Raw genomic sequence first — 24289 nt, forward strand, 5'->3', positions numbered from 1 at the left:
CCCGGCGGTACGAACGTATGCGGCGACGTCGGAGCCCCGACGGCCTATCCTGTGCGCATGGCCGACCTTCCGGAACCGGCGCAGCCGGACCACCTGCGGTTGCGGGTCAGCGACAGCGAGCGTCAGCGGGTCGCCGATCTGCTGAGCGTCGCGGTCGGCGACGGCCGGCTCAGCGTGCTCGAGTACGACGATCGGCTCAAGGACGTGTGGGCGGCCACCACCCGTTCGGATCTGGTGCCGCTGGTCCAGGATCTGGTGCCGACGCACGTCTGGCAGCAGAATCCCACGCCGGGCGCCGACCGGCCGGTCGCGGCGGCCACCGCGCTCGGGGCCAAGCGCAGCATCGCGATCATGAGCGGCTTCCGCCTGCACGGTAGCTGGAGCGTACCGGCGACCGTGCACGCCCTGGCGATCATGGGCGGCGGCGAAATCGACCTGCGCGAAGCGGTTTTCACCACGACAGAGGTGACGATCTCCGCCGTCGCGATCATGGGTGGCGTCCAGGTGATCGTGCCCCCGGAGGTCTCGGTCACCACGACCGGTATGGGCGTGATGGGCGGCTTCTCCCGCACCGATCACATCGCCGCCGACCCCGGCGCCCCGCACATCCGGGTCAGCGGCTTCGCGCTGATGGGCGGCGTCGAGGTCAAGGTCGCCGAGCTGGGCGCCGACCCCGACGACGACTGACCGCCGGACCGTTCCGCACCGGCCGGTCCGCCCTACAGCGTGGTGGCGACCTGCCGCCAGATCGCCAGGCGACGGGCGGCCTCGGCGCGCGCGGGCCCCGGGTCGTCGCCGACCACGGGAACGACCGCTTCGAGGTACGCCTTGAGGATCGGTTCGGTCCCCGACGGGCGCACCACCATCCGGATGCCGTCGCCGATCAGCTCGATCGCGTTGGTGCGCAAGGGTGGTGACGTCTCGGCCAGTGCCGGGTCGGCGTAGTCGCGCACCCGCACCGGTTCGTTCGCGATCGTGGTGGGCGGGTCGGCTCGCAACCGGTCGAGTACCGCGGCCGCCTGCGCCGGATCGTCGACCGGCCGGGTGACCCGGTCGACGGCGTGCACACCGTACCGGCGGGTGAGGTCGTCCAACAGATCGTCGACAGTCCTTCCGGTGGAACGCAAATCGGCGACCAGGTCGGCCACCATCACCGCGGCGGAGATGCCGTCCTTGTCGCGGACGGCCTCCGGATCCACGCAGTAGCCGATCGCCTCCTCGTAGGCGTAGAGCAGATTGTCGGCGGCGCGGGTGAGCCACTTGAACCCGGTCAGCGTGCGCACGCAGCGCACGTCCTTGGCGTCGGCGATGCGCCCCAACATCGTCGACGAGACGATCGTCGTGGCGACCACGGCGTCGACGGGAGCGTCGGCGAGCAGACGCGCCCCCAACAGAACCCCGACGTCGTCGCCGGACAGCATCCGCCAACCGTCGCGCCCGAGAATGCCCACCGCACACCGGTCGGCGTCGGGATCGAGTGCGATCGCCACGTCGGCGTCGACACGTTCGGCGAGGGCGAGCAGGCGGGCGGTGGTCGCCGGGTTCTCCGGATTGGGCGAGTCGACGGTGCGGAAGTCCGGGTCGGGGTCGAATTGTTCGGCGACCACGGCGATGTCGTCGAATCCGGCCGCCCGCAGGGCACGCAGGGCGATATCGCCGCCCACGCCGTGGGTCGGGGTCAGCGCGATGCGCAGCACCCGAGCGTCACCGCGCGGCAGCGACGCGACCCGGCGTATATAGGCGTCGATCACGCCGCGGTCGCCGCCGATCACCTGCCGACGCGGCAGGTCGCGCACCGAGGCAACCGCGGCGATGCGCCGCTCGATGTCGGCGTCGACCGGCGCGACGATCTGCGATCCGGAGTCGAGGTAGACCTTGTAGCCGTTGTCCCCGGCCGGATTGTGCGATGCGGTGATCACCACCCCGGCGATCGCTCCCAGACGGCGAACCGCGAAGGCCACCAGCGGAGTTGGCAGCGGTCCGGGCAGGGCCACCACGTCGAACCCCGCGCCCGCCAGGATCTCGGCGCAGGCGCGGGCGAAACGGCGGGAGCCGTGCCGGGCGTCGTGCCCGACCACGACGATCCCACCCGAATGGTGTTCGCGCAGATAGTCGGCCAGCCCGGCGGTCGCCGCGCAGACCACCGCCTCGTTCATGCCGTTGGGCCCGGCCCGCAGCGGCCCGCGCAGCCCGGCGGTGCCGAAGGTCAACCGGCCGCGGAAGCGCTCGGCCAATTCCTCGGGGTCCTGCTTGCGCAGATCGGTCAACTCCGCGCGGGTGGCCGGATCCGGATCGTCGGCGATCCAGGCGTCGACGACGGCCGGGTCGACGAGTTCGGATTCGGGGCCGGTCACAATCGGGAGATCAGCGTGGCGAGCAGCGAGCCCACCCGATCGGCCGCGGCGGCGCCGGCGGCCACCACGGCGCTGTGATCGATCGGGCCGTCGGTGACCCCGGCGGCGGCGTTGGTCACCATCGACACCGCGAACACCTCGAGCCCGAGGGCGCGGGCGGCGATCGTCTCGTGCACCGTCGACATCCCGACCAGATCGGCACCCAGGGTGCGCAGCATGCGGATCTCGGCGGGGGTCTCGAAGTGCGGCCCGGGCAGGCCCGCGTAGACCCCCTCGGTGAGGGTCGGATCGATCTGCCGGGCCAACTCCCGCAGCCGGGGGGAGTAGGCATCGACCAGGTCGACGAACTGCGGTCCGATCAACGGCGAGCGGGCGGTCAGATTGAGGTGGTCGCTGATCGCGACCGCCTGGCCGACCGTCATCTCGGGCAGCAGCCCACCGGCGGCGTTGGTCAACAGGACGTGGCGCACGCCTGCCGCGGCGACGGTCCGGATCGGATGTACGACGGTCGAGAGGTGGTGCCCCTCGTAGGGGTGGCTGCGGCCCATCAACACCAGGACGCGGTAGTCGCCGAGGCGGGTCGAGCGGATCTGTCCGGCGTGGCCGGAGACGCTCGGTCCGGCGAAGCCGGGCAGATCGGAGGTGGCCAGGGTGGCGATCGGGGTGCCGAACGCATCGGCGGCGTCTCCCCACCCGGTGCCCAGGACGACCGCCACATCATGGGCCTCGACCCCGGTGATGTCGGCGAGAACCGCGGCGGCTCGCTGCGCCGCCGCGGTCGGATCCTGCTCCGGCGTCGATTCGTCGACGGTGCCGGGCGTCGAAGCTGTCATGGCATCGCAGCATAGTGCCGTCGGGGTGGGCGGGGGACCGACGTCGCGGCACCTGTCGGCACCCCCGCTACGATCCGGCCATGCCCTCCCTCGAACGCAACGATCAGGTCTTCGTCCTGCATCTCGACGACAGCAATCCCGAGAATCGCTTCTCGCCGACCTGGCTCGACGAGGTCGGCGTCCTGCTCGACGAGGTGGAAGCCTCGACCGGTCCGGCCGGACTGGTCACCGTGGGGGGACCGAAGTTCTACTCGAACGGTCTCGATGTCGAACATCTGATGGCGCCGGGCACCGATATCGGCGCCTACCTCGACCGGGTGCACGCGCTCTATGCGCGCATCCTGGTGCTGCCGATGCCGACGGTCGCCGCGATCACCGGACACGCTTTCGGCGCCGGAGCGATGCTTGCGGTCATCCACGACGGTCGACTGATGCGCGCCGACCGCGGCTACTTCTGTCTGCCGGAGGTCGCCCTGGGGATGGCGTTCACCACCGGCATGAATGCCCTGCTGCTGGAACGGTTGCCGCGCACGGTGGCGATCGAGGCGATGACCACCGCCCGCCGCTTCGGTGGCAACGAGGCGGCCGAGCGGGGCATCGTCGAGGCCGCCGCACCGCTGGACGACCTGCTGCCCGCCGCGATCGAGCGGGCGGCGGGCAATGCCGGCAACCGGGGAGAGGTCCTCGGCCGGATCAAGCGCGACATCCACCGCCCGGTACTCGACGCGTTGGCCGTGGCGGCGCCCGCCACACTCTCCGGAACCTGACCGCGATGGCCGCCGGTGCGGATGCGAATCGGGTGATCGAGCGGGCGGTCGAGCGGGTGCTGCCCGAGGCGATTTCGCTCTCGCATACCTTGCACGCGAACCCGGAGACCGCGTTCGAGGAGTACGCCTCCGCCGCGCTGGTCGCGGACCTGCTCGCCGGACACGGTTTCGAGGTGACCCGCGGGATCGTCGGCGTCCCGACCGCTTTCGACGCCCGGATCGGCGACGGTGGCCCGACGATCGCGTTCTGCGCCGAGTACGACGCCCTGCCCGGTATCGGTCACGCCTGCGGGCACAACGTGATCGCCGCGACCTCGGCGGCGGCCGGTATCGCGCTGGCGGCCGTCGCGGCCGACCTGGACGTCACCGTTCGGGTGATCGGTACCCCGGCCGAGGAGAGCGGCGGCGGCAAGGTCGTTCTGCTCGAGCGGGGGGTCTTCGACGGTGTCGGGATGGCCGCGATGGTGCACCCGGCGCCGCGCGATGTCGTCGACGCCCGCTCGCTGGCCCTCGACGACATCGTGATCCGGCTCGGCGGCCTCGAGGCGCACGCCTCGGCCGCGCCCTATCTGGGCCGCAACGCGGCGGATGCGGCCACCCTGGGGCAGGTGGCGGTCGGTCTGCTGCGCCAACATCTGCTCCCGGACCAGCAGGTACACGGCATCGTCACCAACGGGGGCGTGGCCCCGAACATCATCCCCGCGTCCAGCGAACTGGCCTACTACCTGCGGGCCGGCGACCGGGAGAGCCTCGCGCAGCTGTGGTCCCGGATCGACGACTGCTATGCGGGCGCCGCCCGGGCCACCGGATGTACCCACGAGATCCACCGGGTCTGCCCGACGTATCACGAACTGACCGCCGACCCCTGGCTGGTCGAGAGCTACCGGACCGCGATCCTGGCGCGGGGCCGCTCGCCGCTGCCGCCGGACCGCGAACGGGTCGACACCTTCGGCAGCACCGATATGGGGAATATCACCAATGTGCTGCCGGGCATCCACCCGCTGATCGGGATCGACGCCGGCGGCGCCGTGCTGCACCAGCCGGCCTTCGCGGATGCCGTGGTGGGACCGTCGGCAAACGCCGCGATCGAGGACGGTGCGATCGCTCTGGCCGTCGTCGCGGCCGCGGCGGCGGCCGATCCCCGGCAGCGCGAGAAGCTGTTGCGCCCGGCGAGTCCCCGACCGGGTGACGGGTCGCGATAGCGGGGCGAGGATAATGGTCCGAATGCCCGGTGGCGCGTGTGCATGCCGCCGGTGCGCAGGGATCCCTCGGAAACTGGCAAGCAGGAGGCTCGATGAGTGCCGCCGACCGGTGGTTGGCCGACCACGGTGACGAACTGGTGCAGTGGCGTCGACACCTGCACATGCATCCGGAGTTGGCGCGCAACGAGGTCGCGACCGCGGCATTTGTCGTCGAGACGTTGAAGGCGGCCGGGCTCGATCCGCAGCCGTTGCCCGACAGCACCGGGGTGATCTGCGATCTCGGGCCGGACACTCCGCGCATCGCGCTGCGCGCCGATATGGACGCGCTGCCCCTGCAGGAGTTCACCGGGGCGTCGTACTCCTCGACCGTCGACGGGGTCGCCCACGCCTGCGGCCACGACGCGCATACCGCGATCCTGCTGGGAGCCGGCCACGCCCTCGCGCAGATGGACACCCTGCCGCACGGGGTGCGGCTGATCTTCCAACCGGCCGAGGAGGCGATGCCGGGCGGTTCGCTCGACGTGATCGCCCGCGGCGCCCTCGACGGGGTGCACAGCATCTTCGCGATGCACTGCGATCCGCATCTCGAGGTCGGCCACGTCGGGCTGCGCACCGGTGCGATCACCTCGGCCGCCGACTGGATCGAGGTGCGACTGCGCTCCTCCGGTGGCCACACCTCGCGGCCGCATCTGACCGCCGACCTGGTCTACGCGCTCGGCGTGGTCATCACCGGCCTGCCGGGACTGCTCAGCCGCCGGGTCGATCCGCGAACCGGCACCGTGATGGTGTGGGGCGCCGTGCACGCCGGCCAGGCGTCGAACGCGATTCCGCGCACCGGTGTGCTTACCGGAACGGTCCGCACCGGTGATCGGCAGACCTGGGTGGAACTCGAACCCCTGGTCCGCGAGCTGATCGCGCAGTTGCTGGCCCCGACCGGTGTCGAGGCCGATATCGACTACCGTCGCGGGGTGCCGCCGGTGATCAACGATGCCGCGGCGACCCGCCGATTCGAGAACGCCGTGATCGCGCAGGGCCCGACCGTGCTGGCCGATACCCCACAGTCGGGTGGCGGCGAGGACTTCTCCTGGTACCTCGAACACGTGCCCGGTGCGATGGGCCGGCTCGGGGTGTGGACGGGCAGCGGGCCCCAGTTGGACCTGCACCAGTCGAGTTTCGATATCGACGAGCGGGCACTCGCGGTCGGTGTGCGATCGCTGGTCAATCTGGCCGTGGGCGGCCCGCTCGAGGACTGAGCGGGCCGGCGGACCGCCGGGTCAGGGTTGGGTACCGGGCCCGACGTTGCGGCTGTTGCGGCCGAGCAGGTCCTGGACGTATTCGTGCGGGGCGCCGGCGATCTCGGCCGCCTCCGCCATCACGCCGAGATAGCGAGCCGAGGGCAGGCCGCCCTCGTAGGCGTCGAGGACGTACAGCCAGGCGAGTTCGGAGCCGCCCGCCTCCTTCGCCACCCGCAGCCGAATCTTGCGATGGATGCCGAGTTCCGAGCCCTCCCAGCTGTCGAGGCTGCGCTCGTCGTCCTCGGAGACGTCGTAGAGCACGACGAAGACGCGGCTGCCGGGCTCCTCGACGACGGTCGCGAGAGCACCCTCCCAGCCGATGTCGCCGCCCCCGAACGTCAGTCGCCAGCCCTCGAGCCAGCCGGTCCCGGCCAGCGGCGAGTGCGGGCAACGCTCCATCATCTGCTCCGGATGCATGTTCGATCCGTAGGCGGCGTAGATCGGCACGGCGGACAGCCTAGCCGCTCGCACGGGGTCGGCGCCGGGCCGAAGCCAATTTCGGTCATCGCCGGGGGCATCGGCCGGCTAGGCTTGGTGCGCGCACCGCACCCGGGCGACACCATCGAGGCCCGGGCGGCGATGCCGACATACCGGGTACGCGCCACAGCCCCGGCGCCGCGGGCGACACCCTTCGCCCCCGCCGGCGGGTACCCGGTCGGCTCACGAAGCGATCGAAGGAACGGGAGAACATGACGCGGATTGCAATCGTCGGCGGCGGGCCTGCGGGCTACGAGGCGGCCCATGTCGCCGCGCAGAACGGCGCCGAGGTCACCCTGATCGACTCCGACGGTCTCGGTGGTGCCTGCGTGCTGTGGGACTGCGTGCCGTCGAAGACGTTCATCGCCTCCACCGGTGTGCGCACCGATCTGCGCCGCGCCTACGACCTCGGTATCGACCTCGACCCCAGCAAGGCGTCGGTCTCGCTGCCACAGGTGCACCAGCGCGTGCGCGACCTCGCCGCCGCCCAGTCCGCCGATATCCGCGGCCGCCTCGAGGACGCCGGGGTCTCCGTGCTGGCCGGTCGCGCCGAACTGACCGGGGCGCGCACCACCACCGGCGGGCACACCCTGAAGGCGACGCTCAACGCCGGCCAGGTCCGCGAGATCGAGGCCGATGTCGTGCTGATCGCGTCCGGTGCGAGCCCGCGCGTGCTGCCGACCGCGCAGCCGGACGGCGAGCGCATCCTGACCTGGCGCCAGCTCTACGACCTCGACGAATTGCCCGAGCACCTCGTCGTTGTCGGTTCCGGTGTCACCGGTGCGGAGTTCGTCTCCGCCTATACCGAGCTCGGCGTCAAGGTGACCGTGGTGTCCAGCCGTGACCGGGTGCTGCCCGGCGAGGATGCCGACGCTGCCCTCGTCCTCGAGGACGCGCTCGCCGAGCGCGGCGTCACCCTGGTCAAGCACGCCCGCGCCGAGTCGGTCACCCGCACCGACAGCGGCGTCGAGGTCATCCTGGCCGACGGCCGCGTCGTCGAGGGCAGCCACGCGTTGATGACGGTCGGTTCGGTGCCCAATACCAGCGGTCTCGGCTTGGAGAACGTCGGTATCGAGACCGATCCGGGTGGCTATCTGCGCGTCGACCGGGTCTCGCGCACGCCGGTGCCGGGAATCTACGCGGCGGGCGACTGCACCGGCCTGCTGCCGCTGGCTTCCGTCGCCGCCATGCAGGGTCGTATCGCGATGTATCACGCTCTCGGGCAGGCGGTCTCGCCGATCAAGCTCAAGACCGTGTCCTCGGCGATCTTCACCCGCCCCGAGATCGCGACCGTCGGCATCAGCCAGGCGGCGATCGACGCGGGCCACGTGCCCGCGCGTACAGTGACGCTGCCGCTCAACACCAACGCCCGTTCGAAGATGATGGGCCTGCGCCGCGGTTTCGTGAAGATCTTCTGCCGCCCGCAGACCGGTGTGGTGATCGGCGGGGTCATCGTCGCCCCGAACGCGTCCGAGTTGATCCTGCCGATCGGCATGGCGGTGACCAAGTACCTGACCGTCGACGACCTGGCCGGCACCTTTTCGGTCTACCCCTCGCTGTCCGGGTCGATCACCGAGGCCGCCCGCATGCTGATGCAGCACGACGACCTGGACTGACCCGTCGATCAGGCCCAGTCGAAGGTGCGCTCGACCGCCTTGCCCCACTCGGCGTACATCGCGTCGCGGGTCTGTGCGTCCAGCTCCGGTTCCCAGGTCCTGTCCCGTGACCAGTTGCGGCGCACATCCTCCTGGGTCCACAGCCCGACCGCGATGCCCGCGGCATAGGCGGCGCCGAGCGCGGTGGTCTCCGGAACGGTCGGCCGGATGACCGGTACGCCGAGGATGTCGGCCTGGAACTGCATCAACAGGCTGTTGGCGACCATCCCGCCGTCGACCTTGAGGGTGTGCAATTCGACGCCGGAGTCGGCCTCCATCGCCTCGACGATCTCGCGGGTCTGAAAGGCGGTGGCCTCCAGGGCTGCCCGCGCGAGGTGACGCTTGTCGGCGAAGCGGGTCAGTCCGGCGATCACTCCACGCGCATCCGGCCGCCAGTGCGGGGCGAACAGACCGGAGAACGCGGGCACGATGTAGACCCCGCCGTTGTCGGGGACCGATGCGGCCAATTCCTCGATTTGGGAAGCGGATTCGATGATCCCGAGGTTGTCGCGCAACCACTGCACCAACGACCCGGTCACCGCGACCGAGCCCTCCAACGCGTAGACCGGGGCCTCGTCGCCGATGCGATAGCAGACCGTCGACAACAGCCCGTGGGTACTGCGCATCACCGAGGTGCCGGTATTGAGGAGCAGGAAATTGCCGGTGCCGTAGGTGTTCTTCGCCTCGCCCACCTCCAGGCACGCCTGCCCGAAGGTGGCGGCCTGCTGATCGCCCAGGATGCCGGCGATCCGCACCCCGGCGAGCGGCCCGCCGGCCGCGCCCACCCCGTGCACCTCGGCGCTGGAGGCGATCTCGGGCAGCAGCGCCTCCGGCACCCCGAAGTCCGCGCAGACGTCCGCGCGCCAGGCCAGGGTGTCGAGATCCATCAGCATGGTGCGCGACGCATTGGTGACGTCGGTGCGGTGCACGCCGCCCTCGACGCCGCCGGTGAGATTCCACAGCACCCAGCTGTCGATCGTGCCGAAGGCCAGCTCGCCGGCCTCGGCGCGGGCGCGGGCGCCGTCGACGTTCTCGAGCAGCCAGGCGATCTTGGGTCCGGCGAAGTACGTCGACAACGGCAGGCCGGTGATCTCGCGGTAGCGATCCGGGCCGATCTCGCCGCCGAGACGGACGCACAGGTCGGCGGTGCGGGTGTCCTGCCAGACGATCGCGTTGTGAATCGGTTCACCGGTCAGGACATCCCAGATCACCGTGGTCTCGCGCTGATTGGTGATGCCGATCGCGGCGAGGTCGGCGCCGGTCAGGTCGGCCTCCGCGAGCGCTTCTTCCACCACGATCAGGACGTTGTCCCTGATCTCGATCGGATCGTGCTCGACCCAGCCCGCGCGGGGGAAGATCTGCCGGTGCTCGCGCCGGCCGGTGGCGATCGGCCGGCCCGCCGTGTCGAAGATGATGCATCGGGTCGACGTCGTGCCCTGGTCGATCGCGGCCACGTACCGTCCGGCCGTATCCTCGCCGGCTGCCGTCATACCGTGTCCACCTCTCGGGAAACGTGTCGCCGGTCACGCCCGACGAATCTGCAGACCGATGGAACCACATCGGGCCGCCCACGGCGGTAGCCTCACCCGTATCCGTGCCTGTCGCACAAGGTTGGAGCCGATGAGTTCTGTGAGAACGGACGTGAGCGGGGAATCCGGCGTGAGCGGACCGACGGCAATACTGTCGGGGGCCGCGATCCTCGGCCCCGAGTACCGCCGCGAGGCCTGGGAACGGTTGGGCTCCGAATACTACGACCTGGTCGTCATCGGCGGCGGCGTCGTCGGGGCGGGGGCGGCGCTCGACGCGGCCACCCGTGGCCTCAAGGTCGCCCTCGTCGAGGCACGCGACCTGGCTTCCGGCACCTCGAGCCGGTCGTCGAAGATGTTCCACGGCGGGCTGCGTTACCTCGAGCAGCTCGAATTCGGCCTGGTCCGCGAGGCGTTGCACGAACGCGAACTGTCGATGTCGACGCTGGCCCCGCACCTGGTCAAGCCATTGCGGTTCCTGTTCCCACTGACCCACCGCGTCTGGGAGCGGCCCTACATCGCGGCCGGGATCTTCCTCTACGACCGTCTCGGTGGGGCCAAGTCGGTGCCCGCCCAGAAGCAGAAGACCAAGTCGGCGGCGCTGCGCATGGCGCCCGGCCTGCGCCGCGACTCGCTGATCGGCGGCATCCAGTACTACGACACCGTCGTCGACGACGCCCGTCACACGATGACCGTCGCGCGCACCGCCGCCCACTACGGCGCCGTCGTGCGCACCTCGACGCAGGTCGTCGGGTTCATCCGCGAGGCCGACCGGGTGTCCGGAGTACGGGTGCGCGACAGTGAATCCGCCGAGGTCACCGAGATCCGGGCCCACGCGGTCATCAACGCGACCGGGGTGTGGACCGACGAGATCCAGGCGTTGTCCCGCCAGCGTGGACGCTTCCGGGTGCGGGCGTCCAAGGGTGTACACATCGTGGTGCCGCGCGACCGCATCGTCAGCGAGGCCGCGATCATCCTGCGTACCGAGAAGTCGGTGCTGTTCATCATCCCGTGGGGTACCCACTGGATCATCGGCACCACCGATACCGACTGGAACCTCGACCTCGCCCATCCGGCGGCGACCCGCGCCGATATCGACTACATCCTCGAGCACGTCAACACCGTGCTGGCCACGCCGCTCGAGCACGAGGACATCGACGGCGTCTACGCCGGCCTGCGTCCGCTGCTGGCGGGGGAGAGCGATCAGACCTCGAAGCTCTCGCGCGAGCACGCCGTGGCGCGGGTGGCTCCCGGCCTGATCGCGATCGCGGGCGGCAAGTACACCACCTACCGGGTGATGGCCAAGGACGCCGTCGACGCCGCCGCCGAGCAGGACATCCCCGGGCGGGTGGCCGATTCGGTGACCGAGCGCGTCCCGCTGATGGGTGCCGACGGCTACTTCGCCCTGGTCAACCAGACCACCGCCTACGGCGAGCAGCACGGGCTGCACCCCTACCGGGTGACCCACCTGCTCGACCGGTACGGCTCGCTGATCGACGAGGTCCTCGCGCTGGCCGAGGGACGGCCCGAGCTGCTCGAACCGATCACCGATGCGCCGTCGTATCTGCAGGTGGAGGCGGTGTATGCCGCCGCGGCGGAGGGAGCGTTGCACCTCGAGGACATCCTCGCCCGGCGCACCCGCATCTCGATCGAGTACCCGCACCGCGGCGTGGCCTGCGCCGAGCAGGTCGCCCGCCTGGTCGCCCCGATCCTCGGGTGGGACGAGGAAGCGATCGACCGCGAGGTATCGACCTATACCGCTCGGGTCGAAGCGGAGATCCTGTCCCAGGCGCGACCGGACGATGCCTCGGCCGACGCGCTGCGCGCCGCCGCCCCCGAGGCGCGGCAGGAGATCCTGGAACCGGTACCCAACTCCCGCTGACCCCGCACCACTGGTTGGTCATTCGCCGCCCACCGGGCCGCCACCGCAGCGCCCGATCATCGGCAAGGGTGCCGAACGGGACCGGCATCGGGGTGGGGGTGGATCCGGAGGCACTTCGCCGTTGGTCTGCGTGGCTCGATGACCCGGGCATCCACATCGGGGCGCTGCGGTCGATCGCGGTTCCGCCCGACGGCAGCAGCGGTTTTCCCGGCACCGACCCGGGCGCTGCGCTCGACGGTGCCCTTGATGCCACGCGCGGAGCCCTTCACATATTCTCCGAGCGACCGGCGGAAATGTCGACTGCCGCAAAGGGCACAGCCGAGGACTATGTCGTCACCGACGACGAATTCGCTCGCCGCCTGGCTGGGATGGACGGTCTGCGGTGAGCGGCGCCGTTCACTACGCAGAGTCCATAATCGGCCGGGCCATGAGCGATGTAAGTCTCGAGACCGGAACCTATACGGCCGGCAGGGCCGCCGGCTACTCCCTGGAAGCAGGTGCTCAGGCGGTCGACAAGTGGAATGCAGCCGATGCTCCGAGGAATGGATCCAAGGGGTCTCGGGTGGCCGGTGGCAATTGGGTCAACAGCTACATCAACTGTCTGCCTCGGTGTCGGTGGATCGAATTCGACGCGCCGATCTTCTCCGATGACCATGCGAGGGCGTCGAATTCCGCCGCTCCGCAGACGCCGGGGCATGTCGCTGCCCTCGGGCGGACGATCAGTCCTGAACCGCCTTCGCTACGGTGACGAACCGGGTCAAGGCGAGGCTGTCCGCGGGTTCCCCGTCCTGTAGCAGGCGAAGCGCCCGCATGACCGCCCGGACGAGAGTCCATGCCCGGGAACGGTCCTCGTCCAAACCGGCGGAATCGGTCAGAACGAAGAGCCGGTGCCGAATCACCTCGCGGGCGTGGTGGCCCATTCGATCCCACCGACTCCACAACATGGGAGCGACGTCGTAGTGCGGATCACCCCGCAGCGGGGACGGCCCGATGGCGAGCCACGGTGACCGTTGAGCGGTCAAGACCTTGCCGTAGTGCAGATTGCCGTGCAGGGTCACCTCGCCGTCCGGCGCGTCGACCAGGGTGGGAAGTTGAGCGATCGCCTGTTCCACCAGTCGCCGGGGGATCGGGGCGTTGCGCGGCAGCGCTTGCAGGTCCGCCGTCCACCGCGGTGCCAGATGAGACAGCGCGTCCAACTGCGGCAACGCCGGACGATGCAGCCGCGAATACAAGCCGGCGATCACCGCGCAGGCCTGATCGTCGGGAACCGTCGTCAGGTCGCCGCCGGTCAGTCGCTCCACCACCAGCGCCCGCCGACGGGGATCGGCTCGCAACAACCGAACGGCGCCGTCACCGTTCCACTGCCGCAACACCAGGTGCTCGCCGGCATTGTGTTGTTCGGGCGGCGCGATCTTCAGGACAGCGGGCCGTCCATCGGCTCGAACGGGCACCACCAGCGAGCGGTGGCCGTCGATCGGGTCCCCGTCGACCCGAAGGTGCCATTCGGAGATCAGGTCGTCGGCGGTGGCGGTGTTCACGAGCGTCGCACGCGCAGTGCGGCTTCGATCTCCGCATGCGGCAACGCGTACGAGGTGTGCCCATCGCGTCCGACCATGTCGTCCGCCGCGACAAGGACATTGGCCACCGCTTCCTCCGCCGCCTGCACCACCGCCCGGTAGATCGGGTCGATGTCCCCCCAGGGCAGGAAGTCGAGTCGGTCCAGGGGCGATTCTCGCCGTCCGCCCATATCGGAGCGCAGCGCCCCGGCATTGGCCGTCGAGAACCCCAGGAAGATGTCGCCGGAGAAGTGGCTGCCGGACGTCCCGGTACGGGCCAGGCCCAGCGGGATTCGTCGAGCCAGGGCGGCGCACTGCTGTGGCAGCAAGGGAGCGTCGGTCGCGGCGACGCCGATCACCGAACCCGCGCCGGGGGCCACAGCGGTGCGGCCGTCGTCCGCCTCGAGCCACGGCTCGGTCGCGATCGGACAGGGCACGGCGGTCCGTCGACCGAAGGGGAACCCGCCGAGCACCAATTCCTCGCGGGCGCCGAAGTTCGCCTGGAGGTAGACCCCGACGGTGTATCGGGCCCCGCGAATCTCGACCGTCCGCGACGAGGTGCCCACCCCGCCCTTGAACTCGTAGCAGTTCATTCCGGTGCCGCCGCCGACACTGCCTTCGGCGACCGGGCCGGGGGCGGCGGCGTCGAGTGCCTGCTCCGCGACATCCGGGGTGACGTGTCCGCCGTTGATGTCGTTGAGGTAGCCGTCCCAGGTTTCGCCGACAACCGGCAGCATCCAGCGGTTGGCCGCCGGCGGGACGGTGCGCTGCATCCAGCGATCGGCGCCGGTATGGCAGGCGCCGACCGCATGCGAATTGGTCAGCAGAATCGGCGTCTGGAATTGTCCCGATTCGTCGATCCAGGTGCGCCCGGTCAGCTCGCCGTTGCCGTTGAGCGAGAACGTACCCGCCGCGCACGGCACCGAAACGGCTTCCCGGCCGCGCGGCAGGATCGCGGTCACGCCGGTGCGGACCGGTCCGCTACCCACGGTCAGCGGGCCGTCGCCGGAGATCAGGGTGACGTGTCCGACCTCGACGCCGGGGACGTCGGTGATCGCATTGAGGGCGCCGGTCGTGCCCTCGAACTCCAGGCCGAGACCTCTGGCGCGAACCGGACGGGCCGGAGGGTTCACTCGTCGGGATCGATGATCGTGGCCGTCGAGTTCTCCCGGTCCAGTCGGGCCTGCCGAACGGCGTCGCGCAATTCGAACCCGTCGGTGACCAACTCGCCGATCTCCTTGGCCACGCCCGCGACCGCGCCGGTGATGATGGTGGCGATGGTGCCGACCCGCTTGGCCGTCGACTCGACCATTTCCTGGGCGACGTCCTTGTAGCTCTCGATGCGATCGACCATGAAAACCAGGATAGCCCGATCACCCGGGTGGGGAAGCGGGACGGATGTGCCCGACGTCAGGACGCCGCCGACAGTCGTTCCGGCCGGTGGTCGGTCCACCGCTCGGCCACCACGGAGCGCAGCGCGCGCAGCACCACCCGGATATTCGGATCGCGCTGCCGACCCTCGCGGATCGTCGCACTGAGAGTGCGGGTACCGAACGTCAGATCGGGCACCACGAACTGCCGGTGGTGCGCAGCGACCGTACCGAGCGGCACGATCGCCGCGGCGACCTGCGTGGCGGCGACGTCGCACAGATGCTGGGCGCCGAAGACCCGGTAGCCGATATCGGGGGTGAATCCGGCTCGCTCGGCCACCAACATCAGCGCGCGCGCCAGACCGGAGTCCTCGGGTCCGGTGACCCACGGGTGATCGCCGAGGGCGGCCGGTCCGCGGGCCTGAATCATCGCGTGCAGCCTCGGCGGTGCCATCAGGACAAGCGACTCGACCAACAACTCCTCGGCGACCAATCCGGGGCGCGATTCCTCGGCGTCGAAGTGATAGCTGCAGGTGACGGCCAGATCGACGTCACCCTGCCGCAGCAGGCGCAGCGCCGTCTCCACCCCTCCGGGCAGGACGGTCGACTGGTGCACCTTGACCGTCAGGTCGGGCTCGGTGCGATTGAGCAGTTCGATCATCGGGGCGACCAACATCGGAATGCCCATGTTGAAGGAGGTGATCGTGACCGTTCCGGTTGTGCTGTCCCGGGTTTCGGCGACAGCGGTCAACGCGTCGTCGAGGGCGCCGAGGACCTTCTTGGAATGCTCGACCAGGACCTTGCCGCTGGCGGTCAGTCCCAGCGTGCGGCCGGTGCGGCGGAACAGGACGGCGCCGACCTCCGTTTCGAGGACACGAAGCTGTTGGGATACAGCGGAACTGGTGATTCCCCGCCGGTTGGCCACCGCTGCCACCGTGCCGAGTTCGGCGAGGTCGCCCAGTAGCAGCATGCGTCGCAGGTCGACCATCACGCACCCGGCCGATGGCGTGCAATCGGTTGCGGCGCAACCGTGATGACGGACGTGGACATGATGGTGACCTCGATCGGGTAGCGACGGTGATCCGGTGCGGTCGACGCCCGAATGTCGGACGTCGGTGGACTACTGGGAATTCGGGAGTGTTGGAATGCGCGGAACGCGGGTGGGACGGATCAGCAACACCGGCGGGCGCCGGCGTCATGCCTGCGCGCTGTGTGGATCGAGGGGCCCATGGCCGATGAATCTACCCGCCGTCGTCGACGGGCGCCGTCCCGACGGGGAGCGGTTGTGCCTGGTCACCGGCGAATCGGCAGGTGCCCCGGGGGGCGAGCGACACCAACCGTCGGGACACCGATCCATTCATCTCGGCGACGAACTCCCTTGATGACCAGCGCAAGCCGACGTCGGGCGCCCGGTCGCCGCACCCGGGCCGGAGGCGACCCGAATCGTCCGGATCGACCGGAACGATTCGGTGACGGTAAAGGAATCACCCTGACTGCAACAAGGGGTCTTTACTCACCCCAATCGGTGGAGACCAGGGACGCCGACGACCGGCACGTCACGACTCGCGGGAGTCCTGACGTGCCGGTCGGGGAAGAGGGATACTCGGTGTTCGCGAGACGCCGCGTTTGCGACGCGGCGGCTCGGGATGCCGGGTTCAGGAGGCTGCAGCCACCGGCACCACCTCGACCACCAGATCGACGTCGTCCTTCGTCCAGGAATTGGGCAGGGACAGCTTGGCGATCTTGGTCCACGTCGAGAGCAGCTGCTTGTGCAGCGGACCGGTGTTGTACGGCAGGCCGTATCGCTCGCAGATCTCGCGGACCTCCGGCGCCATCTCCGGGTAGCGGCTCGCCGGCAGGTCGGGGAACAGGTGGTGCTCGATCTGGTGCGAGAGGTTGCCGCTCATGATGTGGAACAACGGGCTGCCGTCGATGTTCGCCGAGCCGAGCATCTGTCGCAGGTACCAGCGTCCCCGAGTCTCGTTCTCGCACTCCTCCTTGGTGAAGGTCTGGGTGCCGCTGGGGAAGTGGCCGCAGAAGATGATCGAGTACGTCCAGAGGTTGCGCACCAGATTGGCCGCCGCGTTGCCGGCCAGCGTCGACAGGAACAGCGGTCCGGTCAGCGCCGGGAAGATGATGTAGTCCTTGAGGACCTGCTTGCGGGCCTTGCGCCACATCCCGCCCACCAGTCCGCGCACATCGTGCCAGCGCCGCTTGCCGGCCACCACGTTCTCGATCTCCAGATCGTGGAGCATCACGCCCCACTCGAAGAGCACCATCAGAGCGGTCGCGTAGGCGACATTGCCCAGATAGTAGGGGTGCCAGTTCTGGTCGCGATCCATCCGCAGGATGCCGTAGCCGATGTCGCGATCCTCGCCGAGGATATTGGTGAACGTGTGGTGCAGGTAGTTGTGGCTGTGCCGCCACTGGTCGGCCGGGCACACGGTGTCCCATTCGAAATCGCGAGAGTTGTACCCGGCCTCCCGCATCCAGTCGTACTGACCGTGCATCACGTTGTGGCCGATTTCCATGTTGTCCAGGATCTTCGAGGCCGACAGCGCCCCGACGGCGGCGATCCAGACCGGTGGCAGGAAGCCCAGGTACATCAAGGCTCGACCGGAGATCTCCAGGCCGCGCTGAATCCGCACGATCCGGTACAGGTATTCGCGGTCCTTGTCGCCCAGATCGGCCACGATGCGGGCGCGCAGCGCGTCGAGGTCGCGGCCCAGCGCCTCGACCTGCTCCTCCGTGAGTATCAGTCGTGGGATGTCCGTGTCGTCGGTGGCGGCAGGCTTTTCCAGGGTGTTGATGCTCATGTCATACCTCGATGTCGGTAGTGGAGGGCCGGCTCAGACGTCGATGTCGACGTCGCCGACCGGCGCGTTGATGCAGAGCTGAATAGTGGTGTCGGACTCGGTGTCGACCGCGCCGGTCCGCAGATTGCGAACGGCTCCCGACCGTTTGATGCTGTTGCAGGAGAAGCAGATCCCCATCCGGCAGCCGGATTCCGGTGTCAGGCCGGATGCTTCGGCCTGTTCGAGCAGGCTGCGGCCGTCGTTGTCGACGGATGTGCCCGAGCGCAGGAAGGTGACAGTGCCGCCGGTCGCATCGCCCGGATCGGCGGCGAAGGTCGGCGCGAGGAAGGCCTCGCGGTGCAGCGGCTGCGTCCACCCGGCCGCTCGGTGATGGTCCTCGACCGCGTCCATCAGTGCCGCCGGTCCGCAGACGAAGAACTGCGCGTCGTCGATCCCGTCGATGGCGTCGAGATGTGCGGCGGCGAAGTGTCCGCCGCCGGGGGTGCGGGTGTAGATCAGGCGCAGGTCGAGCTGCGGATGCCGGCTCGCCAACGCCCGAAGCTCGTCGTACCCGCTGACATCCCGGGAGCTGCGCGCATAGTGCAGGAAGGTGATCGGGCCGGTATGACCGGACGCCAGTGCGGTGCGCAACATTGAGAGAACAGGTGTAATCCCACTGCCACCGCTGATCAGGACCAGCGACGTCGGGAGCCGGTCCGGCAGGACAAATTCGCCGCTCGCCGCGGAGAGCGATACGACCGTACCGACGCGGGCATGTGCGTGCAGGTGCTCGGAGACCAGTCCGCCGGGCTGGGCGGTGACGATAAGCTCGATCGGCTCGCGGGGGCTGCCCGCGGCGTTCGCCGGGGAGAAGCAGCGGGTCTGACGGACGCCGTCGATGACCACTCCCAACTGGATAAACTGGCCGGCCACATGGCCCTTCCAGGTGCCGGACGGGACGAGAACCAGGCGTACCCGCCGCGGGATCGAGCGGTCGACCTCGACGACCCGGGCCCGCGACTCGCCGCGTACCAACATCGGGTCGAGCAGTTCGAGGTAGCGATCGAGCGGGTGCGGCGTCAGTGCCGCCGTGAGCAGGGGGCGGGCGAGTGTCGTGACTCGGAAGCCCATGGTGACTCCATCCCGTTGTAGTGAACGAGTGTGCACTGAAAGTGTGCCACAGGAGTCGAAGTATCCGTCAAGGGCGAGTTACAGTGATTCGGGCCACGATCGTCCCGACGGGTGAGCCATTCCCGTCGGAAGGCGTCCTACACTCGGTCTGTGACCAGAACGCGGACGCCCTCGGCAGCGCGCGGTGGCGGCGCTGAACAGGGCGAATCCCGCCAGGACCGCAAACTGCGCACCCGGCAGGCGTTGGTGGATACGACGATGGCCCTCGCCGCGGAGCGGGGATTTGCCGCGGTCAGTCTGCGGGAGGTCGCGAGAGGTGCGGGCATCGTGCCCACCGCCTTCTATCGGCACTTCGAGTCGATGGAAGACCTCGGCGCGACCGTTGTCGGTGATGTGATCGCCGTGCTGCGCGCCGCCCTGCGGAGCGAGGGGAATCGTGCGGTGGACGCCCGGTCGGTGGTTGAGGTGGTGCCGGATCTGCTCGTTCGGGTCCGCAGCGACGAGGCGCCGTTCCGCTTCCTCGTTCGTGAGATACACGGCGGGGTTCCGGAGATCCGCGATGCCATCGATCGCGAATTGCGGGTGATGGAAAAGGAACTGGCGATCGACCTGTCACGCCTGCCGCAGTCGGCGAACTGGAGCGCCCGGGAGCTCGAGACCGCTGCGGAGTTGGTGGTCGCGATCGTCATGGCCGCGTTGGGGCAACTGCTCGACGGCGATCGCGACGACTCCGAGGTGGTCCAGCGGGCCGAGCGGCAATTGAGCATGCTGTTGGTCGCGGAACGCTGACGGCGGCTCCTCAGCGGACCGGGGTACCCGCCCGGCCGACCGGTGCGCGCAGGCGCATGCCACGTGGACTTGCCACGAACCCGGCCGCGGTCAGGATCTCGGCGGGCGGGGACCCGAAAACCGATTCGCCGTCCGCTCGTTCGATCAGCAGGCCGGGTGCCCTCCCACCGTGGACCGCCGCGACCAACGCCTCGGCGGCAGCGGCCATGCGGGCGGGGTCGGTCGTGAAGGTCAGCATCGACTTTCCGCCCCGCTCCACGAACAGGACCGGTTCGCCGCCGACCAGTACCACCAGTGCGCCCGCCTTGCGCCCGGGGCGGTGGCCTTCCCGTTCCGGCCACGGCAGCGCCGCACCGTACGGGTTGGCCGGGTCGGTCGCCGCCAGGACCAGGGCGGTGCCCTCGGTCTCCGCCTCGGCGCGCAGCCGATCGACGGTATCGGCGGTGGCGAATTGTGCGCCGCCGAGACCGTCGACGAAGTAGCCCCGCCGGGCGCGGCCGTTGTCCTCGAAACCGGTCAACACGGTGTACATCGCCGAGAACCCGCCCGGCACCGCTTCGGCGGCCACGGCGCCGCGGGTCACCACACCGTGCCGGTCGAGCAGCGTGTCGGCGAGCGTATGGGCGCGCACCGTCGGATCGGTATCCGGCACCGGGGTCAACGTCCACCGGCCCGCTACTCGCGGATCGGCCGACCGGCCGGCCGCGAGCAGGGGGCGGCGCATCGCCGACCGGGTGGGCCGGCGCACCCGGGCCGAGGGAGCGGCCCGTCGACTCGAACCACCCAAGCCGGCGCGCAGGGGTGCGAGCGTGTCATTGGTGACCAAGCCCGCCCACACCAGATCCCACAGCGCGCGCGTCGTTTCGGTTGTATCGGCCGGACGCCCGGTACGCGTGGAGAGCTCCTCGATCAGCTGACCGAAGAAGTAGGCGCCGCCCGAGGCGAGGACCTCCAGGATGGTCCGCTGGATCTCATCCGGGGCGACGTCCGGTCGCAGGGGAACGGTGACGTCGGCCAGGTCGGCTGGATGCAGGCTGACCCACCCGTCGCCGCCACTGATCGCGCCGCTGCCCACCCAGACGACCTCCCCGCCGGCGGTCAACTCGTCGAGCATCGTCGGGCGGTAGTCGCGCACCCGGGCGGGCAGCACCATCGTCTCCCACGCCGACGCCGGGATCGGCGCGCCCGCAAGCTGTTCGATGACGGTCAACACCCCGTCCACCCCGGTCAGCTCGCCGATACCGTCGGCGCCGATGTGCTGGCGCCGCGGGAGGAAACGCCCGAGGGCGGCGGGGGAGACCGGCTCGACATCCTTGCGGGCGGCCGCCAGCGACCGGCGCCGCAGCATGCGCAGCACCTCGACGTCACACCATTCCGATCCCGCGCCGCCGGGAGTGAATTCCCCTTCGACCACACGGTTGTCGGCTGCCAACCGACCGAGCACCTCGCGCACCACCGCCGGACCGACGGCGAACCGATCGGCGACCTCGGCGGTGGTGAACGGGCCGCGGGTGCGCGCGAACCGGGACAGCAGATCGCCGACCGGATCGGCGACCTCCTCGGTGAACGCGGTGGGAATGCCGGGCGGCAACGGGATGCCGAGCCCGTCGCGCAGACGCGCGGCATCCTCGATCGCCGCGAACCAGGTGGTCTCGCCGTGTCGGACCGGGATGACCCGGCGGGCGGCGATCAGTTGGTCGATCAGGGCGGTCGCGTCGACATCCGCGGTGCGCGCGGCGATCTCGGCCTCGTCGAGCGGGCCGAGGATGCGCAGCAGGTCGGCGACCGCCTCGACCGTGCTCACCCGCCGATCCGGTGCGAGACGCTGCAATTGGGCGGTGGTGGTCGCGATGACGTCCGCGTCGAGCAACTCCCGCAGTTCGACCCGGCCGAGCAGCTGGGCGAGCAAGGTCGAGTCCAGGGACAGGGCTGCCGCGCGGCGCTCGGCGAGCGGGCTGTCGCCCTCGTAGAGGAATTCGCCGACGTAGGCGAACAGCAGCGATGCCGCGAACGGGGACGGCGTCGCGGTCTCGACCTCGACCACCCGGATGCGGCGATCGGACAGCTGCCGGTGCAGGTCGGTCAGACCGGGCAGGTCGTAGACGTCCTGGAGACATTCGCGGGCCGTCTCGAGCAGGATCGGGAACTCCGGGTAGCGCCGGGCGACGTCGAGCAGCTGGGCGGAACGCCGGCGCTGCTGCCAGAGCGGGGCGCGCCGCCCGGGGTCGCGGCGCGGCAGCAGCAAGGCGCGGGCCGCGCATTCCCGGAACCGGGACGCGAACAGCGCCGATCCACCGATCCGCTCGGTGACCACATCGGCGATCTCCTCCGGATCGAAGACGAACAGGTCGACGCCGGGCGGTTCGTCGGAGGTGTCCGGCAACCGCACGATGATGCCGTCGTCGGAGGCGGTCGGCTGGGCGTCCACCCCGTAGAGCGCTTCGAGCCGCGCGCCGATCGCGAGGGCCCACGGCGCGTGGACGGCGCGGCCGTAGGGTGAGAGCAGCACCAGCCGCCAGTCGCCGAGCTCGTCGCGGAACCGTTCCAGGACCAGGGTGCGGTCGGTCGGCACCTTGCCGGTGGCGGCGCGCTGCTCCTCGAGCAGGGCGACCAGATTGTCGACCGCCCAGGCGTCGAGCCCGTCGCGCCGCGCGCGTTCCCGCAGGACTTCCGAATCGGTACCGGCGCGCACGTACTCGCCGATCGCCCGACCCAACTCGGCGGGCCGGCCGGGGCCGTCGCCGTGCCAGAACGGCAGCCGGCCCGGGAGGCCGTAGGCCGGGGAGACCAGCACCCTGTCGTGGGTGATCTCCTCGATCCGCCAGCTGGTCGCCCCCAGGGCGAAGACGTCGCCGGTGCGCGACTCGTAGACCATCTCCTCGTCGAGTTCGCCGATGCGCGAGGGCTTGTCGCCCACCATCCACACGGTGAACAGCCCGCGGTCGGGGATCGCGCCGCCGGAGGTGACCGCCAACCGCTGGGCGCCGGGGCGGCCGGTCAGCGTGCCGGCGTCCCGATCCCACACCACCCGGGGGCGCAGCTCGGCGAAGTCGCTCGACGGGTAGCGGCCGGAGAGCAGGTCGAGCGTCGCCAGATAGGCGGACTCGGGCAGGTCGGAATAGCTGCCCGTGGAGCGGACCGTCTCGAACCACTCTCCGACATCGATCGGTTCGAGCGCGCAGGCGGCCACGGTGTGCTGCGCCAACACATCGAGCGGGTTCGCCGGGATGCGCAACTGCTCGATCGCGCCGCTCGCCATCCGCTCGACGGTGACCGCGCAGTGCAGCACGTCGGTGCGGTGTTTGGGGAACAGCACCCCCTCGGACACCTCGCCGACGCTGTGCCCGGCCCGGCCGATCCGTTGCAGCCCACCGGCGACCGACGGCGGCGCCTCGACCTGGATCACCAGATCGACCGCCCCCATGTCGATACCGAGCTCGAGGCTGCTGGTCGCGACCACACACCGCAGCCGACCGGCTTTGAGGTCATCCTCGATGCCGGCGCGCTGCTCCTTGCTGACGCTGCCGTGATGGGCGCGCGCCAACAATGGCGGTGCCCCGTGGGACGCCGCCGAGGGCAGCCCGATCAGCGACGGCGGGCCGTGGTCGACCAGAACCGGCTCGCCCACCCGCGCGGCGTGGATCTCGTTGAGCCGGGCGGTCAACCGCTCCGCCAGACCGCGCGAATTCGCGAATACGATCGTCGAGGAATGCGCCTCGATCAAGTCGACGACCTGCTCCTCGACGTGCGGCCAGATCGAACCGGGCCGCGGCGCCGAGGGACCGTCCGGGTCGTCGGTATCCGAATCGCCGAGCGCGGTCATATCGGCGACCGGCACGCGCACGCTCAGATCGAAGCGCTTCTCGGACGGCGGTTTGACGATCCGCACCGGCGCCGATCCGGCCAGGAAGCGGGCGACCTCCTCGGGTGGACGGACCGTCGCCGACAGCCCGATCCGTTGGACCGGCTTGTCGACCAACCGATCGAGCCGAGCGAGGCTGAGCGCGAGATGCGATCCGCGCTTGCTCCCGGCGATCGCGTGGATCTCGTCGACGATCACCGTGTCGACCGAACGCAGCGTCTCGCGGGCCGAGGAGGTCAGCATCAGGAAGAGCGACTCGGGCGTGGTGATCAGGATCGACGGCGGCCGGCGGATCAGGGCACGGCGGTCGGCGGACGGGGTGTCGCCGGAGCGCACCCCCACCGATACCTCGGCCGGGGTGAGCCCCTCGGCGGCCGAGGTGCGGGCGATGCCGGCCAGCGGCGCCCGCAGGTTGCGCTCGACGTCCACCGCCAGCGCCTTGAGCGGCGAGATGTAGAGCACCCGGGTGCCCGGCTGCGCCTCCGGTGGGTCGGTGGGTGCGGGACGCCCGGAGGCCCGCTCGGCGGCGGGGAAGAGCAGCCGGTCGATCGCCCAGAGGAACGCCGAGAGGGTCTTGCCGGAGCCGGTCGGAGCCACCACCAGCGTGTGATGCCCCGAGGAGATCGCGTCCCAGGAGCCCACCTGGGCGGCGGTGGGCCCGGCGAACGACCCCGTGAACCAGCGGCGCGTCGGACCGGAGAACCGGCCGAGTACCGCCGCCGCGTCGTTCGCGGGAGTCGTGTCGCTCATCCGATCATTCTGCCCGCGACCACCGACAGGTTCCGGTCCGGACGT

19 protein-coding genes are annotated in these 24289 nt (G+C 70.1%); 8 read left to right on the plus strand and 11 right to left on the minus strand.

From position 1 onward, the window contains the following. The first annotated feature begins 57 nt into the window (after positions 1-57). Positions 58-687, plus strand: a complete 630-nt coding sequence (locus tag MB1_RS07935; protein WP_066905444.1) for a DUF1707 SHOCT-like domain-containing protein — start codon at positions 58-60, stop codon at positions 685-687. 32 nt (positions 688-719) lie between these two features. On the opposite strand, the gene MB1_RS07940 is transcribed toward MB1_RS07935, so the two are convergent. Continuing rightward, on the minus strand, positions 720-2354 hold the full coding sequence (locus MB1_RS07940) for a phospho-sugar mutase (RefSeq protein WP_066905446.1): 1635 nt from the start codon (positions 2352-2354) through the stop codon (positions 720-722). Next, complete coding sequence (locus tag MB1_RS07945; RefSeq protein ID WP_066905448.1) at positions 2351-3187, minus strand: purine-nucleoside phosphorylase; 837 nt, start codon at positions 3185-3187, stop codon at positions 2351-2353. The genes MB1_RS07940 and MB1_RS07945 overlap by 4 nt, the downstream gene beginning before the upstream one ends. A gap of 80 nt (positions 3188-3267) precedes the next feature. Between MB1_RS07945 and MB1_RS07950 the strand changes: the two genes are divergently transcribed. The 3 genes from MB1_RS07950 (at position 3268) to MB1_RS07960 (ending at position 6409) form a co-directional block, all read left to right on the plus strand. Next, entirely contained in the window at positions 3268-3954 is a 687-nt protein-coding gene (locus MB1_RS07950) for an enoyl-CoA hydratase/isomerase family protein (protein ID WP_066905450.1), read from the plus strand. Positions 3955-3959: 5 nt separating this feature from the next. Further along, positions 3960-5156: an amidohydrolase gene (locus tag MB1_RS07955; protein WP_066905452.1), complete on the plus strand. Its 1197-nt coding sequence runs from the start codon at positions 3960-3962 to the stop codon at positions 5154-5156. 92 nt (positions 5157-5248) lie between these two features. After that, positions 5249-6409 carry a M20 family metallopeptidase gene (locus MB1_RS07960; RefSeq protein ID WP_066905454.1) on the plus strand — a complete coding sequence of 387 codons (1161 nt, stop codon included), beginning with the start codon at positions 5249-5251 and terminating at the stop codon, positions 6407-6409. A gap of 21 nt (positions 6410-6430) precedes the next feature. Here MB1_RS07960 and MB1_RS07965 read toward each other — a convergent pair whose 3' ends face one another. Beyond that, positions 6431-6898 carry a gamma-glutamylcyclotransferase family protein gene (locus MB1_RS07965; RefSeq protein WP_066905456.1) on the minus strand — a complete coding sequence of 156 codons (468 nt, stop codon included), beginning with the start codon at positions 6896-6898 and terminating at the stop codon, positions 6431-6433. 242 nt (positions 6899-7140) lie between these two features. On the opposite strand from MB1_RS07965, the gene MB1_RS07970 reads away from it, so the two are divergent. Next, positions 7141-8544 carry an NAD(P)H-quinone dehydrogenase gene (locus tag MB1_RS07970; protein WP_066905458.1) on the plus strand — a complete coding sequence of 468 codons (1404 nt, stop codon included), beginning with the start codon at positions 7141-7143 and terminating at the stop codon, positions 8542-8544. Positions 8545-8552: 8 nt separating this feature from the next. On the opposite strand, the gene glpK is transcribed toward MB1_RS07970, so the two are convergent. Then, entirely contained in the window at positions 8553-10073 is a 1521-nt protein-coding gene (gene glpK, locus MB1_RS07975; protein ID WP_066905460.1) for a glycerol kinase GlpK, read from the minus strand. A 130-nt stretch (positions 10074-10203) separates the two neighbouring features. On the opposite strand from glpK, the gene MB1_RS07980 reads away from it, so the two are divergent. After that, on the plus strand, positions 10204-11991 hold the full coding sequence (locus MB1_RS07980; protein ID WP_084351165.1) for a glycerol-3-phosphate dehydrogenase/oxidase: 1788 nt from the start codon (positions 10204-10206) through the stop codon (positions 11989-11991). A 68-nt stretch (positions 11992-12059) separates the two neighbouring features. Then, positions 12060-12377, plus strand: coding sequence for a hypothetical protein (locus MB1_RS07985; protein ID WP_066905462.1), 318 nt, complete (start codon positions 12060-12062; stop codon positions 12375-12377). Between the two features lie 333 nt (positions 12378-12710). Here MB1_RS07985 and MB1_RS07990 read toward each other — a convergent pair whose 3' ends face one another. The 6 genes from MB1_RS07990 to MB1_RS08015 form a co-directional block, all read right to left on the minus strand. Next, positions 12711-13529: an aminoglycoside phosphotransferase family protein gene (locus tag MB1_RS07990; RefSeq protein WP_066905464.1), complete on the minus strand. Its 819-nt coding sequence runs from the start codon at positions 13527-13529 to the stop codon at positions 12711-12713. After that, positions 13526-14680 carry a DmpA family aminopeptidase gene (locus tag MB1_RS07995; protein ID WP_066905467.1) on the minus strand — a complete coding sequence of 385 codons (1155 nt, stop codon included), beginning with the start codon at positions 14678-14680 and terminating at the stop codon, positions 13526-13528. Before MB1_RS07995 ends, MB1_RS07990 begins: the two co-directional genes overlap by 4 nt. Further along, on the minus strand, positions 14677-14901 hold the full coding sequence (locus MB1_RS08000; protein WP_066905469.1) for a hypothetical protein: 225 nt from the start codon (positions 14899-14901) through the stop codon (positions 14677-14679). The genes MB1_RS07995 and MB1_RS08000 overlap by 4 nt, the downstream gene beginning before the upstream one ends. 56 nt (positions 14902-14957) lie before the next feature. Then, a complete protein-coding gene (locus MB1_RS08005) occupies positions 14958-15905 on the minus strand; it encodes a LysR family transcriptional regulator (RefSeq protein ID WP_066905471.1) in 948 nt (315 codons plus the stop codon). Positions 15906-16572: 667 nt separating this feature from the next. Next, positions 16573-17733, minus strand: coding sequence for a fatty acid desaturase family protein (locus MB1_RS08010; protein ID WP_066905473.1), 1161 nt, complete (start codon positions 17731-17733; stop codon positions 16573-16575). Positions 17734-17766: 33 nt separating this feature from the next. Then, the gene (locus MB1_RS08015; protein WP_066905475.1) at positions 17767-18843 is read right to left on the minus strand and encodes a ferredoxin reductase; all 1077 of its coding nucleotides are present in this window, start codon (positions 18841-18843) and stop codon (positions 17767-17769) included. Positions 18844-18993: 150 nt separating this feature from the next. On the opposite strand from MB1_RS08015, the gene MB1_RS08020 reads away from it, so the two are divergent. Then, the gene (locus MB1_RS08020) at positions 18994-19632 is read left to right on the plus strand and encodes a TetR family transcriptional regulator (protein WP_066905477.1); all 639 of its coding nucleotides are present in this window, start codon (positions 18994-18996) and stop codon (positions 19630-19632) included. 10 nt (positions 19633-19642) lie between these two features. Here MB1_RS08020 and MB1_RS08025 read toward each other — a convergent pair whose 3' ends face one another. Next, complete coding sequence (locus tag MB1_RS08025) at positions 19643-24244, minus strand: ATP-dependent helicase (protein ID WP_066905478.1); 4602 nt, start codon at positions 24242-24244, stop codon at positions 19643-19645. Between the last annotated feature and the right edge of the window lie 45 nt (positions 24245-24289).

The sequence above is a fragment of the Millisia brevis NBRC 105863 genome (genome assembly GCF_001552615.1).
Taxonomy (GTDB): domain Bacteria; phylum Actinomycetota; class Actinomycetes; order Mycobacteriales; family Mycobacteriaceae; genus Millisia; species Millisia brevis.

Coding starts and splice junctions, on each gene's coding strand:
- MB1_RS07960 (WP_066905454.1), top strand. CDS start 5,249: ATGAGTGCCGCCGACCGGTGGTTGGCCGACCACGGTGACGAACTGGTG.
- MB1_RS08010 (WP_066905473.1), bottom strand. CDS start 17,733: ATGAGCATCAACACCCTGGAAAAGCCTGCCGCCACCGACGACACGGAC.
- MB1_RS07945 (WP_066905448.1), bottom strand. CDS start 3,187: ATGACAGCTTCGACGCCCGGCACCGTCGACGAATCGACGCCGGAGCAG.
- MB1_RS07950 (WP_066905450.1), top strand. CDS start 3,268: ATGCCCTCCCTCGAACGCAACGATCAGGTCTTCGTCCTGCATCTCGAC.
- MB1_RS08015 (WP_066905475.1), bottom strand. CDS start 18,843: ATGGGCTTCCGAGTCACGACACTCGCCCGCCCCCTGCTCACGGCGGCA.
- MB1_RS08005 (WP_066905471.1), bottom strand. CDS start 15,905: ATGGTCGACCTGCGACGCATGCTGCTACTGGGCGACCTCGCCGAACTC.
- MB1_RS07955 (WP_066905452.1), top strand. CDS start 3,960: ATGGCCGCCGGTGCGGATGCGAATCGGGTGATCGAGCGGGCGGTCGAG.
- MB1_RS07970 (WP_066905458.1), top strand. CDS start 7,141: ATGACGCGGATTGCAATCGTCGGCGGCGGGCCTGCGGGCTACGAGGCG.
- MB1_RS08025 (WP_066905478.1), bottom strand. CDS start 24,244: ATGAGCGACACGACTCCCGCGAACGACGCGGCGGCGGTACTCGGCCGG.
- MB1_RS07935 (WP_066905444.1), top strand. CDS start 58: ATGGCCGACCTTCCGGAACCGGCGCAGCCGGACCACCTGCGGTTGCGG.
- glpK (WP_066905460.1), bottom strand. CDS start 10,073: ATGACGGCAGCCGGCGAGGATACGGCCGGACGGTACGTGGCCGCGATC.
- MB1_RS07980 (WP_084351165.1), top strand. CDS start 10,204: ATGAGTTCTGTGAGAACGGACGTGAGCGGGGAATCCGGCGTGAGCGGA.
- MB1_RS08000 (WP_066905469.1), bottom strand. CDS start 14,901: ATGGTCGATCGCATCGAGAGCTACAAGGACGTCGCCCAGGAAATGGTC.